At 60.0% G+C, this 15,664-nt stretch carries 14 protein-coding genes; 12 read left to right on the top strand and 2 right to left on the bottom strand.

Annotation, left to right across the window (positions count from 1 at the left end):
- Positions 1 to 145: 145 nt before the first annotated feature.
- From PspS49_RS29175 to PspS49_RS29155, 5 genes are all read left to right on the top strand, one after another.
- Entirely contained in the window at positions 146 to 1,054 is a 909-nt protein-coding gene (locus PspS49_RS29175; RefSeq protein WP_160042380.1) for a LysR substrate-binding domain-containing protein, read from the top strand.
- Between the two features lie 331 nt (positions 1,055 to 1,385).
- Positions 1,386 to 1,877, top strand: coding sequence for a 5-(carboxyamino)imidazole ribonucleotide mutase (gene purE, locus PspS49_RS29170; RefSeq protein ID WP_127930272.1), 492 nt, complete (start codon positions 1,386 to 1,388; stop codon positions 1,875 to 1,877).
- Between the two features lie 10 nt (positions 1,878 to 1,887).
- The gene (locus tag PspS49_RS29165) at positions 1,888 to 2,970 is read left to right on the top strand and encodes a 5-(carboxyamino)imidazole ribonucleotide synthase (RefSeq protein WP_127930271.1); all 1,083 of its coding nucleotides are present in this window, start codon (positions 1,888 to 1,890) and stop codon (positions 2,968 to 2,970) included.
- Between the two features lie 112 nt (positions 2,971 to 3,082).
- Positions 3,083 to 3,328 (top strand): GlsB/YeaQ/YmgE family stress response membrane protein, encoded by a 246-nt coding sequence (locus tag PspS49_RS29160; RefSeq protein WP_095187854.1) that lies wholly within the window; start codon positions 3,083 to 3,085, stop codon positions 3,326 to 3,328.
- 93 nt (positions 3,329 to 3,421) lie between these two features.
- Positions 3,422 to 3,958 (top strand): DUF3299 domain-containing protein, encoded by a 537-nt coding sequence (locus PspS49_RS29155; protein WP_007920225.1) that lies wholly within the window; start codon positions 3,422 to 3,424, stop codon positions 3,956 to 3,958.
- A gap of 126 nt (positions 3,959 to 4,084) precedes the next feature.
- On the opposite strand, the gene PspS49_RS29150 is transcribed toward PspS49_RS29155, so the two are convergent.
- Positions 4,085 to 4,984 carry a D-hexose-6-phosphate mutarotase gene (locus PspS49_RS29150; RefSeq protein ID WP_160042378.1) on the bottom strand — a complete coding sequence of 300 codons (900 nt, stop codon included), beginning with the start codon at positions 4,982 to 4,984 and terminating at the stop codon, positions 4,085 to 4,087.
- A 57-nt stretch (positions 4,985 to 5,041) separates the two neighbouring features.
- Positions 5,042 to 5,446 carry an acyl-CoA thioesterase gene (locus PspS49_RS29145; protein WP_003229628.1) on the bottom strand — a complete coding sequence of 135 codons (405 nt, stop codon included), beginning with the start codon at positions 5,444 to 5,446 and terminating at the stop codon, positions 5,042 to 5,044.
- A gap of 377 nt (positions 5,447 to 5,823) precedes the next feature.
- On the opposite strand from PspS49_RS29145, the gene PspS49_RS29140 reads away from it, so the two are divergent.
- The 7 genes from PspS49_RS29140 to PspS49_RS29110 all read left to right on the top strand — a co-directional run bounded on the left by PspS49_RS29140 (position 5,824) and on the right by PspS49_RS29110 (position 15,503).
- The gene (locus PspS49_RS29140) at positions 5,824 to 7,122 is read left to right on the top strand and encodes an MFS transporter (protein WP_150749869.1); all 1,299 of its coding nucleotides are present in this window, start codon (positions 5,824 to 5,826) and stop codon (positions 7,120 to 7,122) included.
- A gap of 240 nt (positions 7,123 to 7,362) precedes the next feature.
- Positions 7,363 to 8,361 (top strand): phosphate ABC transporter substrate-binding protein PstS, encoded by a 999-nt coding sequence (locus PspS49_RS29135; protein WP_122660264.1) that lies wholly within the window; start codon positions 7,363 to 7,365, stop codon positions 8,359 to 8,361.
- Between the two features lie 422 nt (positions 8,362 to 8,783).
- Positions 8,784 to 10,817: an ABC transporter permease subunit gene (locus PspS49_RS29130; RefSeq protein WP_174245149.1), complete on the top strand. Its 2,034-nt coding sequence runs from the start codon at positions 8,784 to 8,786 to the stop codon at positions 10,815 to 10,817.
- 16 nt (positions 10,818 to 10,833) lie between these two features.
- The gene (gene pstA, locus PspS49_RS29125; protein WP_007920248.1) at positions 10,834 to 12,504 is read left to right on the top strand and encodes a phosphate ABC transporter permease PstA; all 1,671 of its coding nucleotides are present in this window, start codon (positions 10,834 to 10,836) and stop codon (positions 12,502 to 12,504) included.
- 144 nt (positions 12,505 to 12,648) lie between these two features.
- Positions 12,649 to 13,482: a phosphate ABC transporter ATP-binding protein PstB gene (gene pstB, locus PspS49_RS29120; RefSeq protein ID WP_016985765.1), complete on the top strand. Its 834-nt coding sequence runs from the start codon at positions 12,649 to 12,651 to the stop codon at positions 13,480 to 13,482.
- Positions 13,483 to 13,607: 125 nt separating this feature from the next.
- Entirely contained in the window at positions 13,608 to 14,369 is a 762-nt protein-coding gene (gene phoU / locus PspS49_RS29115) for a phosphate signaling complex protein PhoU (protein WP_016985766.1), read from the top strand.
- Positions 14,370 to 14,546: 177 nt separating this feature from the next.
- Entirely contained in the window at positions 14,547 to 15,503 is a 957-nt protein-coding gene (locus PspS49_RS29110; RefSeq protein WP_095119764.1) for a response regulator, read from the top strand.
- Positions 15,504 to 15,664: the final 161 nt, after the last annotated feature.

Raw genomic sequence — 15,664 nt, 5'->3', positions numbered from 1 at the left:
CGGAACGCTGCGAATGCTAGGCTTGTGGGAAATTTTGGGCCAATGCTGTTCAGCACTGCCCTATGCACATTCGGCATAATGCCCGTGTGACGCCGCGTGCGCGGCAGACGTGTGACCTGTTTTGGTGCGTGTCCGGGAGGACGTGATGAATCTGGAAAGCAAATGGCTCGAGGACTTCAGTGCTCTGGCCGCCACCCGCAGCTTCTCGCAGGCCGCTGAACGACGCTTCGTGACCCAGCCGGCCTTCAGTCGGCGGATCCGCAGCCTAGAAGCGGCGCTGGGGCTGACTCTGGTCAACCGCTCGCGCACGCCGATCGAACTGACGGCGGCGGGGCAGCTGTTTCTGGTCACTGCGCGCACCGTGGTCGAACAGCTCGGTGAAGTGCTGCGCCATCTGCATCATCTGGAAGGCGGGCAGGGCGAGGTGATGCAGGTCGCTGCCGCTCACTCGCTGGCCTTGGGTTTCTTCCCGCGCTGGATCGCGCAACTGCGTAATGAAGGCCTGAACATCGCCACGCGTTTGGTCGCAACCAACGTCGGCGACGCGGTGCATGCGTTGCGTGAAGGTGGCTGCGATCTGATGCTGGCGTTCTACGACCCGGATGCGGTGATGCAGATGGACCCGGAAATCTTCCCCTCGCTGCATTTGGGTCAGACGGAAATGCTCCCGGTGTGTGCGGCGGATGCCGAGGGCAAGCCGTTGTTCGATCTGGAAGGTGATGCGAGCGTGCCGTTGCTGGCTTACAGCGCCGGGGCGTTTCTCGGGCGTTCGGTGAATGGCTTGCTGCGTCAGCGTCAACTGCGCTTCACCACTATTTACGAAACCGCGATGGCTGACAGCCTGAAGAGCATGGCGTTGGAAGGGCTTGGAATTGCGTGGGTGCCGCAGCTGAGCGTGCGTGCTGAGCTGGCGCGTGGCGAACTGGTGGTCTGTGGCGGCCCGCAGTGGCATGTGCCGCTGGAGATTCGCCTGTATCGCTGCGCCTTGGTGCGCAAAGCCAACGTCCGTCTGCTGTGGCGCAAGCTCGAGGGTGGCGCTGCACAAGCTTCCTGAGCCTACGCGGACCCCTTGTAGGAGTGAGCCTGCTCGCGATAGCGTCTGCACATTCAACGATGATGTGACTGATACACCGCCATCGCGAGCAGGCTCACTCCTACAGGGGATTTGCGGTGTTCTGTCGCTGACCTTCAAGTCAATAAAACCGGGCATTTGCGGCAGATGACAGATGGTCGCGCGGGGGGCTGTTTATTGCTTTCTTTGCGGTATACTGCGCGGCCTTCGGCCGGCACGTCCGGCCATTTTTCGTACAATCAAGCCACGCAACCTGCGTGGCTTGTTGTTTTATGACGCGCCTGCGGGCGCTCCAGAGAGAAGAGGCGCGACGATGAGTGCACTGGTTGGCGTGATCATGGGCTCCAAGTCCGATTGGTCCACCCTTAGCCACACCGCCGATATGCTGGAAAAGCTCGGCATCCCGTACGAGGTCAAAGTGGTCTCTGCCCACCGCACCCCGGATCTGCTGTTCCAGTACGCCGAAGAGGCTGAAAGCCGCGGCATCGAGGTGATTATCGCCGGTGCCGGTGGCGCAGCCCACTTGCCAGGCATGTGTGCGGCCAAGACCCACCTGCCCGTGCTGGGCGTGCCGGTCCAGTCGGCCATGCTCTCGGGCGTCGACTCGCTGCTGTCGATCGTGCAGATGCCAGCGGGCATTCCGGTCGCCACTCTGGCCATCGGCAAGGCCGGCGCAATCAACGCAGCCTTGCTCTCGGCGAGCATCCTCGGTGCCAAGCATCCACAGTTCCACACGGTGCTGAAAACCTTCCGTGCCGAGCAGACGGACAGCGTCCTGGACAATCCAGACCCACGTATTGCCTGAGGTTGTTGAGATGAAGATCGGTGTAATCGGTGGCGGCCAGTTGGGTCGCATGTTGGCCCTGGCGGGCACCCCGCTGGGCATGAACTTCGCTTTCCTCGACCCTGCGCCGGACGCCTGTGCGGCCGCGCTGGGCGAACACCTGCGGGCCGATTACGGCGATCAGGATCATCTGCGCCAATTGGCCGATGAAGTCGATCTGGTGACCTTCGAATTCGAAAGCGTCCCGGCCGAAACCGTGGCATTCCTCTCGCAATTCGTCCCGGTCTACCCGAGCGCCGAAGCCCTGCGCATCGCTCGCGACCGCTGGTTCGAAAAGAGCATGTTCAAGGACCTGGGCATCCCGACTCCGGCCTTCGCCGACATTCAATCGCAAGCCGATCTGGACGCCGCCGTCGCTTCGATCGGCCTGCCGGCCGTACTGAAAACCCGTACCCTGGGTTATGACGGCAAAGGTCAGAAAGTCCTGCGCAAACCGGAAGACGTGGTGGGTACCTTCGCCGAACTGGGCAGCGTGTCCTGCCTGCTGGAAGGCTTTGTGCCGTTCACCGGTGAAGTCTCGCTGATCGCCGTGCGTGCCCGCGATGGTGAAACGAAGTTCTATCCGTTGGTGCACAACACCCACGACAGCGGCATCCTCAAGCTGTCCGTGGCCAGCACCAATCACCCGTTGCAGGCGTTGGCCGAAGACTACTCGAGCCGCGTGCTCAAGCAGTTGAACTACGTCGGCGTGATGGCGTTCGAGTTCTTTGAAGTCGACGGTGGCCTGAAAGCCAACGAAATCGCCCCGCGCGTGCACAACTCCGGGCACTGGACCACCGAAGGCGCCGAGTGCAGCCAGTTCGAAAACCACCTGCGCGCCGTTGCTGGCCTGCCGCTGGGTTCGACGGCCAAGGTTGGCGAGAGCGCGATGCTTAACTTCATCGGTGTGGTACCGCCGGTTGAGAAAGTCATCGCTATCGAAGACTGCCATCTGCATCACTACGGCAAGGCATTCAAGGCCGGGCGCAAGGTCGGCCACGCCAACCTGCGCTGCGCCGACATGGCCACGCTGCAAGCGCAGATCGTCAAGGTCGAAGCGCTGATCGCCGAGTAACGACAGTTTCATGTGGCAGCGGCGGAACCATTCAGGAGCCGCCGTTCTCTCATGGCAGGATGCCAAAGTCTGTCTAGGCTTTGGCATATCTACCAAATCAGAGGGAAATGCCATGGGAATTATCGGAACCATCTTTATCGGCTTGATCGTCGGCCTGCTGGCACGGTTCCTGAAACCGGGCGATGACAGCATGGGCTGGATCATGACCATCCTGCTCGGTATCGGCGGTTCGCTGGCAGCCACTTACGGCGGCCAGGCTCTGGGCATCTATCGCGCGGGCGAGGGCGCAGGTTTCATCGGCGCACTGGTCGGCGCGATCGTGTTGCTGGTGATCTACGGTCTGATCAAAAAGAACTGATCCAAAGCGACAAAGCCCTCTCGGCCAACGTGGCCGGGAGGGCTAGAATGCTCGGCGATTCAATGTTCCTTCCTTTCTATACCGAGCACCTTCATGCGCCGTCTTCTGTTGACTCTCCTTTTCCTGGGCAGCGGTTTGGCCCACGCCGGCGAACTGCCGGAAACCGACTGGCTCGAACTGATGCCCAAGTCGGACCAAAAGGCCCTCGAGGCCATGCCTGAAATCGACCACAACTCCCCGGAAGCCACCGGCACCTTCACCGAGAAGGGCGGGATGAAGCAGGCCAAAGGTCTGCCGGCGGTGATGTACTCGACCAAAACCGTGGCATCGATGAATGACAAACACATCCGCATCGGTGGTTATCCGGTGCCGCTGGAGTCCGACGCCAAGGGCCGCAGCACGTTGTTCTTCCTTGTGCCGTATCCCGGCGCCTGCATCCACGTGCCGCCACCGCCGCCGAATCAACTGGTGCTGGTGCGGTATCCGAAAGGTTTGAAACTGGACGATATCTACACGCCTCTGTGGGTGACCGGCACGCTGAAGGTCGAGAAGGTCAGCAATGATCTGGCCGATGCGGCGTATGCGCTGGAAGCCGACAAGGTGCGGGTGGTGCAGGAGTCCGATCTCTAACAATCACCACCAAACAACTGTGGGAGCGAGCCTGCTCGCGAAAGCGGTGTATCAGTCATTTGAATGTTGACTGATACAACGCCTTCGCGAGCAGGCTCGCTCCCACATTTTGTATTGCAGTGCTGGTTAGAGCGGTTCGCGGGCGACGCTGACGCCCATGGTATGACTCGCCCCCGGCGCCAGCGTGACGATGTCATCCATCACATTCGCCGTCTCGATGCACAACATGCGCTGCCAACCATCGTTGTCCATATCCGCCAATGCCGCCGCGCGATCGATCCAAGGGTTCCAGATCACCGCCGTGCGTGAACCTGTGGCCGTCAGCACAATGCGTCTTTCCCAGGCAGGGTCGACGATGCTCAGTTGTGGCGGCGCATCGAGGTAGATGCGGTCGGTCTCACCGGCAAATTGCAGGTCGCCTTGCTGACTGGTGGTTTTCCAGTCATCCAGCGTCTCGATGTAATTCAAACCATCCACGCCTTCGACGTGCACATTGCGCACATCACTGACCGCGAAATAGGTGTGCAGCGCCTGACTCAGGCTGACGGTGTCACTGCCACGGTTATGGCTGGTCAGGCTGAAACTCAGTTGCTCGGACAAATGCAGGGTCAGGGTCAGATCGACTTCGTGCGGCCAGCCCGGCAGGCCACCTTCGGGGTAGGGCAGCTTGAACTCGACCTTGATACCGTCAGCCTCTGATTCGATGCCGCCCAGTTCCCAATCCATCGCTCGCACCAGACCATGCGCGGGTGCCGGTTGCTCACCGGTGTACATGGCCTGCACGCTCTGCGGGTTGCGTTCGAACTTGCCGAACCACGGCCAGCACACCGGCACGCCGGCGCGAATGCTTTTGCCCGTCTTGAAGTCGGCCTTGTCGTTGAGCCAGATGATCGGCGGTTGCCCATCGATCTGATAACTGAGGATGTGCGCGCCTTGCTGGGCCACCAGCACTTCGGCCTGACCGTGGCGGATGCGCCAGCAGTTCAGTTCATCCAGTTTCACCGCTTCAACGTTGGGCGTGTTCATCGGACAGCTCTCGATCAGTAACAAGGACAACTATCGACCGTCAAACGGCCGCGAGGTTTAACGCGCGCGTGGCGGAACCGAGCGAGTGCGACCGCTGCCGTCGATGGCGACGAAGACGAAAACCGCTTCGGTCACTTTACGCCACTCGCTGGACAGCGGATCGTCGCTCCACACTTCGACCATCATCTGGATCGAGCTGCGGCCGATTTCCAGGGTCTGGGTATAAAAGGACAATTGTGCGCCGACAGCCACAGGCACGAGAAATGCCATGCGATCGATGGCGACGGTGGCGACGCGGCCGCCAGCGACACGGCTGGCCATTGCGGTGCCGGCCAAATCCATCTGCGCTACCAGCCAGCCGCCGAAAATATCGCCAAAGCCGTTGGTTTCGCGCGGGAGTGCAGTGATTTGCAGGGCCAGGTCGCCTTGCGGGATCGGATCTTCTTGTTCGAGCTCTATCATGCCGGGGGTGCCTCTGACCCGTGACTCTTCGTTGGTATTGCTGGTGGTAGCCGTCTTCGGGAAAAACGATTCAGCACCGAACATACTACGTTCGTCACGTTTTCCATCAGGCGCCTAAAGGAGAAACTCTGCGAAACCGGCTAATCCCGAGCAAAGGCCGGGCCAACGACGTTTTCGCACAGCAACCCCTTACAAACCGGAGCAGGTTGCGAGTATATCGGTCGGTAGACTCCACGACGACCATCCGGTTCTGATTTTGACCGTCAATTACGCGCCTCTATGTGCTTTTTCGAACAATTTGCTATGGTGCCGAACCTGCCCAAGCCACCGCCAGCGTTGTTGTGGCGGCAGATCCGACTATAAGAGAAGCCCTTGCCATGACCACAGCGCCTTCGAGCCTCGCGCAGCCCGAGCAACCCGCACGACCGTTGACCCGCAATGACTACAAGACTCTGTCGCTGTCCGCCCTTGGCGGAGCGCTGGAATTCTACGATTTCATCATCTTTGTGTTCTTCGCCACCGTGGTCGGCAAGCTGTTCTTCCCGGCCGACATGCCCGAGTGGCTGCGCCTGATGCAGACCTTCGGCATCTTCGCCGCCGGCTACCTCGCGCGGCCGCTGGGCGGCATTGTCATGGCGCACTTCGGCGACCTGCTGGGGCGCAAGAAGATGTTCACCCTGAGCATTTTCATGATGGCCGTGCCGACCCTGATCATGGGTCTGCTGCCAACGTATGCGCAGATCGGCATGTGGGCGCCGATCCTTCTTCTATTGATGCGGGTCATTCAAGGTGCGGCGATTGGCGGTGAAGTGCCGGGGGCTTGGGTCTTCGTTTCCGAACACGTTCCGCAAAAGCACATGGGTTACGCCTGTGGCACCCTCACCAGCGGGCTGACCGCCGGCATTCTGCTCGGCTCGCTGGTCGCCACGGCGATCAACAGCATTTATACGCCAGCAGAGGTTTCCGATTACGCCTGGCGGATTCCATTCCTGCTGGGCGGTGTGTTCGGCCTGTTCTCGGTCTACCTGCGCCGTTGGCTGCACGAGACCCCGGTATTTGCCGAACTGCAACTGCGCAAAGCCCTGGCTGAAGAAGTGCCGCTGCGTGCGGTGCTGCGTGATCATCGCGGCGCGATTGCGATCTCGATGCTGCTGACCTGGTTGCTGTCGGCCGGGATCGTCGTGGTCATTCTGATGACGCCGACCGTGCTGCAAACGGTCTATCACTTCTCGCCGACCGAATCGTTGCAATCGAACAGTCTGGCGATCGTGTTTCTGAGCATTGGCTGCATCATTTCCGGCGCACTGGCGGATCGCTTTGGTGCCGGGCGCGTGTTTGTGTTTGGTTGCCTGGGCTTGCTGATCAGTTCGTGGACCTTCTATCACAGCCTCGCCGATCACCCGAACTGGCTGTTCCCGCTGTACGCGTTGACCGGTTTTCTGGTGGGCACCATTGGTGCGGTGCCGTACGTGATGGTTAAAGCGTTCCCGCCGGTGGTGCGCTTCAGCGGGTTGTCGTTCTCGTATAACGTGGCTTACGCGATTTTTGGCGGGTTGACGCCGATGGTGGTCAGTCTGTTGTTGAAAGAAAGTGCGATGGGGCCTGCCTACTATGTAGCGGTGCTGTGCACGATGGGGATTCTGGTCGGGGCGTGGCTGTGGAAGAAGGGCCGCTGATTTCCCCTCCCGCCTGATCGTTCCCACGCTCCGCGTGGGAATGCATCCTGTGACGCTCCGCGTCACTTCTCAAATGCGGACGCAGAGCGTCCATGGCGGCGTTCCCACGCAGAGCGTGGGAACGATCTGTCGCGACATGCTGGCCTTTCATCCAATTGTCATATTTCAGCCATAGAGTGTTCACACGGCCTGCTGATACTTGGCCCCGACTTAACACACCCTATCTGCTAGGAGTAAGGCATGAAACTGAAGCGTTTGATGGCGGCAATGACTTTTGTCGCTGCTGGCGTTGCGACTGCCAACGCGGTTGCCGCTGTTGACCCTGCTATCCCGAGCTACACCAAGACCACTGGTGTGTCGGGCAACCTGTCCAGCGTCGGCTCCGATACCCTGGCCAACCTCATGACCCTCTGGGCTGAGAACTACAAAAAAGAATATCCGAACGTCAACATCCAGATTCAGGCCGCTGGCTCCGCCACTGCGCCACCTGCGCTGACTGAAGGCACCTCCAACCTGGGCCCGATGAGCCGCAAGATGAAGGACACCGAACTGGCGGCCTTCGAGCAGAAGTACGGCTACAAGCCAACCGCTATCCCGGTGGCCGTGGATGCCTTGGCTGTCTTCGTACACAAAGACAACCCGATCCAGCACCTGACCATGGAGCAGGTTGACGCGATCTTCTCGTCGACCCGTCTGTGTGGCGCCAAAGCCGACGTGAAAACCTGGGGCGACCTGGGCGTGACCGGCGACCTGGCCAACAAGCCAGTTCAGCTGTTCGGTCGTAACTCGGTATCCGGCACCTACGGCTACTTCAAAGAAGAAGCCCTGTGCAAAGGCGACTACAAACCAAACGTTAACGAACAACCTGGTTCGGCGTCGGTTGTGCAGTCGATCAGCTCCTCGCTGAACGGCATCGGTTACTCGGGCATCGGTTACAAGACTGCCAGCGTGAAGACCGTTCCTCTGGCCAAGAAAGGCAGCACCGACTTCATCGAAGACACCGAAGAAAACGCCCTGAACGGCAAATACCCGCTGTCGCGTTTCCTCTACGTTTACGTCAACAAAGCCCCGAACAAGCCTCTGGCTCCGCTGGAAGCCGAGTTCGTGAAACTGGTGCTGTCGAAACAGGGCCAGGAAGTGGTAGTGAAAGACGGCTACATCCCTCTGCCAGCCAAGGTTGCTGCAAAAGCACTGGCTGACCTGGGTCTGCAGGAAGGCGGCGCTGTCGCAAAGAAGTAACAAATTGAGTCCGGAGTGAGCCCCACCGGACTCAGGTGAAAGGCCGGATCTGCGCGCAGACCGGCCTTTTACACACCTCAAATTTTTGATCCTCTGCCAGTCCCGCTGGCGGTGGATTTGCTGCGTCACTGCATTGTCATCTTTCTGTCATACAGGATCGCTAGGGTGAGCGCATGAATGATCTGGCCAATTCCCAAATGACTACTAATCCTCCCAAGCGCATTGATTTCAATACGCCTGAGCTGCAACGCAAGCGCCGCATTCGCGCGCTCAAGGATCGCTTCACCCGCTGGTACGTCCTCGTTGGCGGTCTCGCGGTACTGGCAGCCATCACCCTGATCTTCTTCTTCCTCGCCTACGTGGTTGCGCCGCTGTTCCAGGGTGCCGACCTGACCGCGAAAGACTCGATCACCCCAGCCTGGATGCAGGACGCCGGCAAGCCGCTGATGATTTCGCTCGAAGAGCAGAATCAGGTGGCCATGCGTGTTTCCGACAAGGGCCAGGCATTGTTCTTTGATATCGACAGTGGCGCTGAGCTGAAGCGCGTCGATCTGCCGGTGCCTGCCGGCGCCACCGTAACCTCGATTGGTGAAGACCAGCCGGGCCATCCGCTGGTGGCCGTGGGCCTGTCCAATGGTCAGGCGCTGGTGTTCCGCCACACCTATAAAGTCAGCTACCCCGATGGCAAGAAAACCATCAGCCCGGCCATCGAGTATCCGTACGGCGAGGCACCGATCGCGCTTAACGAAGCCGGCGGTGCGCTTGAGCATGTCAGCCTCAACGCCTCCGACACGACCCTGATGCTGGTCGGTTCGACCGGTTCGCAACTCAATGTGCTGTCGCTGACCAGCGAAGAAAACATGATGACTGGCGAAGTCACCAACGAGCAGAAGCGTATCGATCTGCCGCAAATGACTGAGCCGGTGAAAAACATCTTCGTCGACCCACGCCAGCAGTGGCTGTACGTGGTCAACGGTCGCGCTCAGGCCGATGTGTTCAGCCTGCGCGACAAGAGCCTCAACGGTCGCTACAAACTGCTGGAAAACGCTGATGCTGAAGTCACCGCGACCACGCAACTGGTCGGTGGTATCTCGCTGATCGTCGGCGACTCCAAGGGTGGTCTGGCCCAATGGTTCATGGCCCGCGACACCGATGGCGAGCTGCGCCTGAAGCAGATCCGCACCTTCCAGATGGGCACCACGCCAATCGTTGAAATCAGCGCTGAAGAGCGTCGCAAAGGCTTTCTCGCGCTGGATGCCAGCGGCAAGCTCGGCGTGTTCCACAGCACCGCGCACCGCACCTTGCTGGTCGATCAGGTGGTTGAAGGCCAAGGCCTGTTCGGTCTGTCGCCACGCGCCAACCGCGTGATCGTCGAAGCCGGCGGCAAGCTGCAACCGTTGCTGCTCGACAACCCGCACCCGGAAGTCTCGTGGAGCGCGCTGTGGAGCAAGGTCTGGTACGAGAACTACGACGAGCCTAAATACGTCTGGCAATCGACCGCCGCCAACACCGATTTCGAACCGAAACTGAGCCTGTCGCCACTGACCTTCGGCACCCTGAAAGCCGCGTTCTACGCGATGCTGCTGGCGGCACCGCTGGCCGTCGCTGCGGCAATCTACACCGCCTACTTCATGGCCCCGGGCATGCGCCGCAAGGTCAAACCGGTGATCGAGCTGATGGAAGCGATGCCGACGGTGATCCTCGGTTTCTTCGCCGGCCTGTTCCTCGCGCCGTATGTCGAAGGACATCTGCCGGGCATCTTCAGCCTGCTGATGTTGTTGCCGATCGGCATCCTGGTCGCCGGTTTCACCTTCAGTCGTCTGCCTGAATCGATCCGCCTGAAAGTCCCGGATGGCTGGGAAAGTGCGCTGCTGATTCCGGTGATTCTGTTCGTGGGCTGGCTGTCGCTGTACATGAGCCCGTTCATGGAGAACTGGTTCTTCGGCGGTGACATGCGCATGTGGATCTCCCACGACCTCGGCATCACCTACGACCAGCGCAACGCTCTGGTGGTCGGTCTGGCCATGGGCTTTGCGGTGATCCCGAACATCTATTCGATCGCTGAAGACGCCGTGTTCAGTGTGCCGCGCGGCCTGACCCTTGGCTCGCTGGCCCTCGGTGCTACGCCTTGGCAGACCATGACTCGCGTAGTGATCCTGACCGCCAGCCCGGGGATTTTCTCGGCGCTGATGATCGGCATGGGCCGTGCAGTCGGTGAAACCATGATCGTGCTGATGGCCACCGGTAACACCCCGGTCATGGAAATGAACCTGTTCGAAGGCCTGCGCACCCTGGCTGCCAACGTCGCGGTGGAAATGCCCGAGTCGGAAGTCGGCGGCAGCCACTACCGCGTGCTGTTCCTCTCGGCATTGGTGCTGCTGTTGTTCACCTTCGTCATGAACACCCTGGCAGAACTGATTCGTCAGCGTCTGCGCAAGAAATACTCGTCGCTTTAAGCAAAGGTAGAAGTCTGTGAAACAGAACTCCCTGAAAGGATGGTTCAAGAGCGGCGCCCCGGGCGTCTGGATCAGCGGTGGCGCGGTGTCCATCGCGGTCATCATGACCATTGGCCTGCTGGCCGTGATTGCCGTGCGCGGTCTGGGTCACTTCTGGCCGGCGGACCTGGTCCACGCCCATTACGACGTACCGGGCCAGGCCAATCACCTGGTCATCGGTGAAGTGGTACAGAAAGAAGAAGTGCCTCGCGCCCGTCTGAAGAGCGCCGGTTTGCCGGTGCCCGATGAAGGCCCGGAATTCATGACCCGCGAGCTGATCAAGGTCGGCAACCGTGATCTGAACGGCAACGACTTCACCTGGATCGTCGGCGAGTGGCTGACCAACCAGACCACGCCGCCAGAACTGATGGCGATCGAGCGTCGCGAGTGGGGCAATTTCTACGGCTACCTGGTCAACGTCAAACAGGATGGCAAAGTCATCGCCGAGGGCGAGGCCGCGTGGCCTGAGCTGCAGGCGCGAATCAACCGTGTGAACGGTCTGGCGGCACAACTGAAGTCGCTGGAAAAGACTGACATCGGTGCGATCAACGCAGGTCTGGAGCGCATCCGTCTGCACGGTCGCAAACTGGAACTGGAAGGCAAGCTCGACGCTACCGCGCAAGCGGACATGGAGTCCGAGCGTGCCGAGCTGAATGCGCGTTATCAGGACATCGAAGCGCGCCTGGCCGATCTGCATGCGCAGTTCAATCGCGATGCCTTGACCGCTCGTGATGCCAACGGCAAAGAGATCGAAATCGGTCTGGGCAAAGTGGTTCACGCCTACCAGCCGAACGCGATGAGCACCTTCACCAAGGTCGGCTTCTACTTCAGCAAGATCTGGGAATTCCTGTCGGACGACCCGCGTGAAGCGAACACCGAAGGCGGGATTTTCCCGGCGATCTTCGGCACCGTGATGATGACGTTGATCATGGCGATGATCGTCACCCCGTTCGGCGTGCTGGCGGCGGTGTACCTGCGGGAATACGCCAAGCAGAACACCCTGACGCGGATCATCCGTATCGCGGTGAACAACCTCGCTGGCGTTCCGGCGATCGTTTACGGCGTGTTCGGTCTGGGCTTCTTCGTTTATGTACTCGGTGGTTCGGTCGACCGTTTGTTCTTCCCCGAAGCACTGCCGGCGCCGACCTTCGGTACACCGGGTCTGCTTTGGGCATCGCTGACCCTGGCACTGCTGGCGGTGCCGGTGGTGATTGTGGCGACCGAGGAAGGTCTGGCGCGTATTCCACGTACCGTGCGTGAAGGCTCGTTGGCCCTCGGCGCGACCAAGGCTGAAACCCTTTGGAAGATTGTCATTCCGATGGCCAGCCCGGCAATGATGACCGGCATGATCCTCGCCGTGGCTCGCGCCGCCGGTGAAGTGGCGCCGCTGATGCTGGTGGGTGTGGTGAAACTGGCGCCGTCGCTGCCGGTGGACGGCAACTACCCGTACCTGCACCTGGATCAGAAGATCATGCACTTGGGCTTCCACATCTATGACGTCGGCTTCCAGAGCCCGAACGTCGAGGCGGCGCGTCCGCTGGTGTACGCCACGGCGCTGTTGCTGGTGCTGGTAATCGCCACGTTGAACCTGTCGGCGGTGTATATCCGCAACCACCTGCGCGAAAAATACAAAGCACTGGATAGCTGATTTTGCAGCACTGATTTTTATGTGGGAGCGAGCCTGCTCGCGAAGGCATCACCGCGGTTTCATAGACAAACCGCAGCGCCTGAATCGCCAGCAGGCTGGCTCCCACAAAAACCGAACCGAATTTGTTAGCACAGGGAGCCTCCCATGCAGCACGAAACACACACCCACGGCATCAACATGTCTGCCCTGGGCCGCGACAAGCAAAGCCTCAGTCTCGAGCAGGAAACCGTTGCCATCGAAGTACCAGGCCTGAGCCTGTACTACGGCGAGAAACAAGCACTGTTCGACGTCAGCATGAACATCCCGAAGCAGCGCGTGACCGCCTTCATCGGTCCGTCCGGCTGCGGTAAGTCGACGCTGCTGCGCACCTTCAATCGCATGAACGATCTGGTTGACGGCTGCCGCGTAGAAGGCGCGATCAACCTCTACGGCAACAACATCTATCGCAAAGGCGAAGACGTTGCGGAGCTGCGTCGTCGTGTCGGCATGGTGTTCCAGAAGCCCAACCCGTTCCCGAAAACCATCTACGAAAACGTGGTTTACGGCCTGCGCATTCAGGGCATCAACAAGAAGCGCATCCTCGACGAAGCGGTCGAGTGGGCGTTGAAAGGCGCGGCGCTGTGGGACGAAGTCAAAGACCGTCTGCATGAATCGGCACTCGGCCTGTCCGGTGGTCAGCAACAGCGTCTGGTCATCGCCCGTACCATCGCGGTTGAGCCGGAAGTGCTGCTGCTCGACGAGCCGTGCTCGGCCCTCGACCCGATCTCGACGCTGAAAGTCGAAGAGCTGATCTACGAGCTGAAGTCCAAGTTCACCATCGTCATCGTGACCCACAACATGCAACAGGCCGCGCGGGTGTCCGACTACACGGCGTTCATGTACATGGGCAAACTGGTGGAATTCGGCGACACCGATACCCTGTTCACCAATCCGGCGAAGAAGCAGACCGAAGACTACATCACCGGTCGTTATGGCTGATTGAAGCGGCTGCGAGCGGCAAGCTTCAAGCGGCAAGTTAGAAGCGAAGCGGCATGGATCACCACATAACAGCTTGCAGCTTGTAGCTAGCAGCTCTTGGTTAAACGCTTTTTCGGAGCGAATGCATGATTTCCAAAGAAGGTCTTACCCACCACATCTCCGCGCAGTTCAACGCTGAGCTTGAGGAAGTGCGCAGCCACCTCCTGGCCATGGGCGGGCTGGTCGAGAAGCAGGTCAACGACGCGGTGACCGCGCTGATCGAGGCCGACTCCGGCCTGGCTCAGCAGGTGCGCGAGATCGACGACCAGATCAACCAGATGGAACGCAACATCGACGAAGAATGCCTGCGCATTCTTGCCCGTCGTCAACCGGCGGCGTCCGACCTGCGTTTGATCATCAGCATTTCCAAGTCGGTGATCGACCTTGAGCGCATCGGTGACGAGGCGACCAAGATCGCTCGTCGTGCGATTCAGCTGTGCGAAGAAGGCGAAGCGCCGCGCGGTTACGTCGAGGTTCGCCACATCGGCGACCAGGTACGCAACATGGTCCGTGATGCGCTGGACGCGTTTGCCCGTTTCGACGCCGATCTGGCGTTGTCGGTGGCGCAGTACGACAAGATCATCGACCGCGAATACAAGACCGCGCTGCGCGAGCTGGCGACCTACATGATGGAAGACCCGCGCTCTATTTCGCGGGTCTTGAGCATCATCTGGGTGCTGCGTTCGCTGGAGCGCATCGGCGACCACGCGCGCAATATCTCCGAATTGGTCATTTACCTGGTGCGCGGCACCGACGTGCGCCACATGGGCCTCAAGCGCATGAAGGAAGAAGTTGAGGGTACAAGCGGCGAAACCGCTAATGTTCCGGGCAATGCTGACGATAAGTAAGATTGCCTGAGAAAAGCGCCCGGCCCTTTGGCCGGGCGTTTTTGTTTGTGCTTTTCACAAGGCAGATCGAATTAAAAAGCAGCACCCGCGAACGAAAAGTCCCGGCGTGACTGAAGAGTTTTGGCGATGTGCCATCAGCCAGCGTTATGCTTGCCGGGATTTTAATAGGGGTGTTGGATGAGCAAGATCAGTGTGTTGGTCGTGGACGATGCTTCGTTCATTCGTGACCTGGTGAAAAAGTGCCTGCGTAATTACTTCCCGGGGATCCGCACCGAGGACGCCGTCAACGGTAAAAAGGCTCAGGCCATGCTGGCCAGAGAAGCGTTCGACCTGGTCCTGTGCGACTGGGAAATGCCGGAAATGTCCGGTCTCGAGCTGCTGACCTGGTGCCGCGAGCAAGACAACCTCAAGACCATGCCGTTCGTCATGGTCACCAGCCGTGGCGACAAGGAAAACGTCGTGCAGGCGATTCAGGCCGGTGTTTCCGGCTACGTCAGCAAGCCGTTCACCAACGAGCAACTGCTGACCAAGGTCAAGCAGGCGCTGAACAAGGTCGGCAAACTCGACACCCTGATGAACAGCGCGCCGACCAAGATGAACTCGGCGTTCGGCAACGATTCCCTGAGCGCCTTGACCGGCGGCAAGCCTGCCGTGGTCGGCGGCGCTCCGGCAGCGGCGGCGGTCAACCCGTTTGCCAAACCGGTTGCTGCCGCGCCAGCGCCCGCTGCTGCGCCATCCCGTGGATTGCTCAACAGCCCTCCGGTCAAGGCACCCGCCGCCGCGTCGGCACCGGCCAGCGGTCGCGGCCAAGGCCAATTGCGTCTGCCAAGCGGTACTCAGCAATGCGTGATCAAGGCCCTGAGCATCAAGGAAGCGTTGTTGGTGGTGAAACGCACCGACACCCTGCCGCAGATCCTCGACAGCGCCGTGCTCGATCTGGAGCAGGGCGACAACGCTGAGATTGCCCGCCTCAACGGCTACCTGCACGCGGTTGTCGCGTTTGAGCCGAAACCGGACAGCGACTGGCTGCAACTGACCTTCCGTTTCGTCGATCAGGACGCTCAGAAGCTCGACTACATCTCCCGCCTGATCGCACGCGGCACGGCGCAGAAGCACTTCGTTCCGGGCGCGTGATCTTCGTCGCCTGACAGTCCGCTATCGCGAGCAGGCTCGCTCCCACCCTGGAATGCATTCCAAATGTGGGAGCGAGCCTGCTCGCGAAGGGGCCATCACTTACGACTTACATTTTCCAGACTGGCCAATTTGAAACATCTGTCGACTAGCCTGGTCTGCTT

Source organism: Pseudomonas sp. S49 (genome assembly GCF_009866785.1).
Classification (GTDB): Bacteria; Pseudomonadota; Gammaproteobacteria; order Pseudomonadales; family Pseudomonadaceae; genus Aquipseudomonas.
This window is presented reverse-complemented; position numbering and strand designations above follow the sequence as displayed.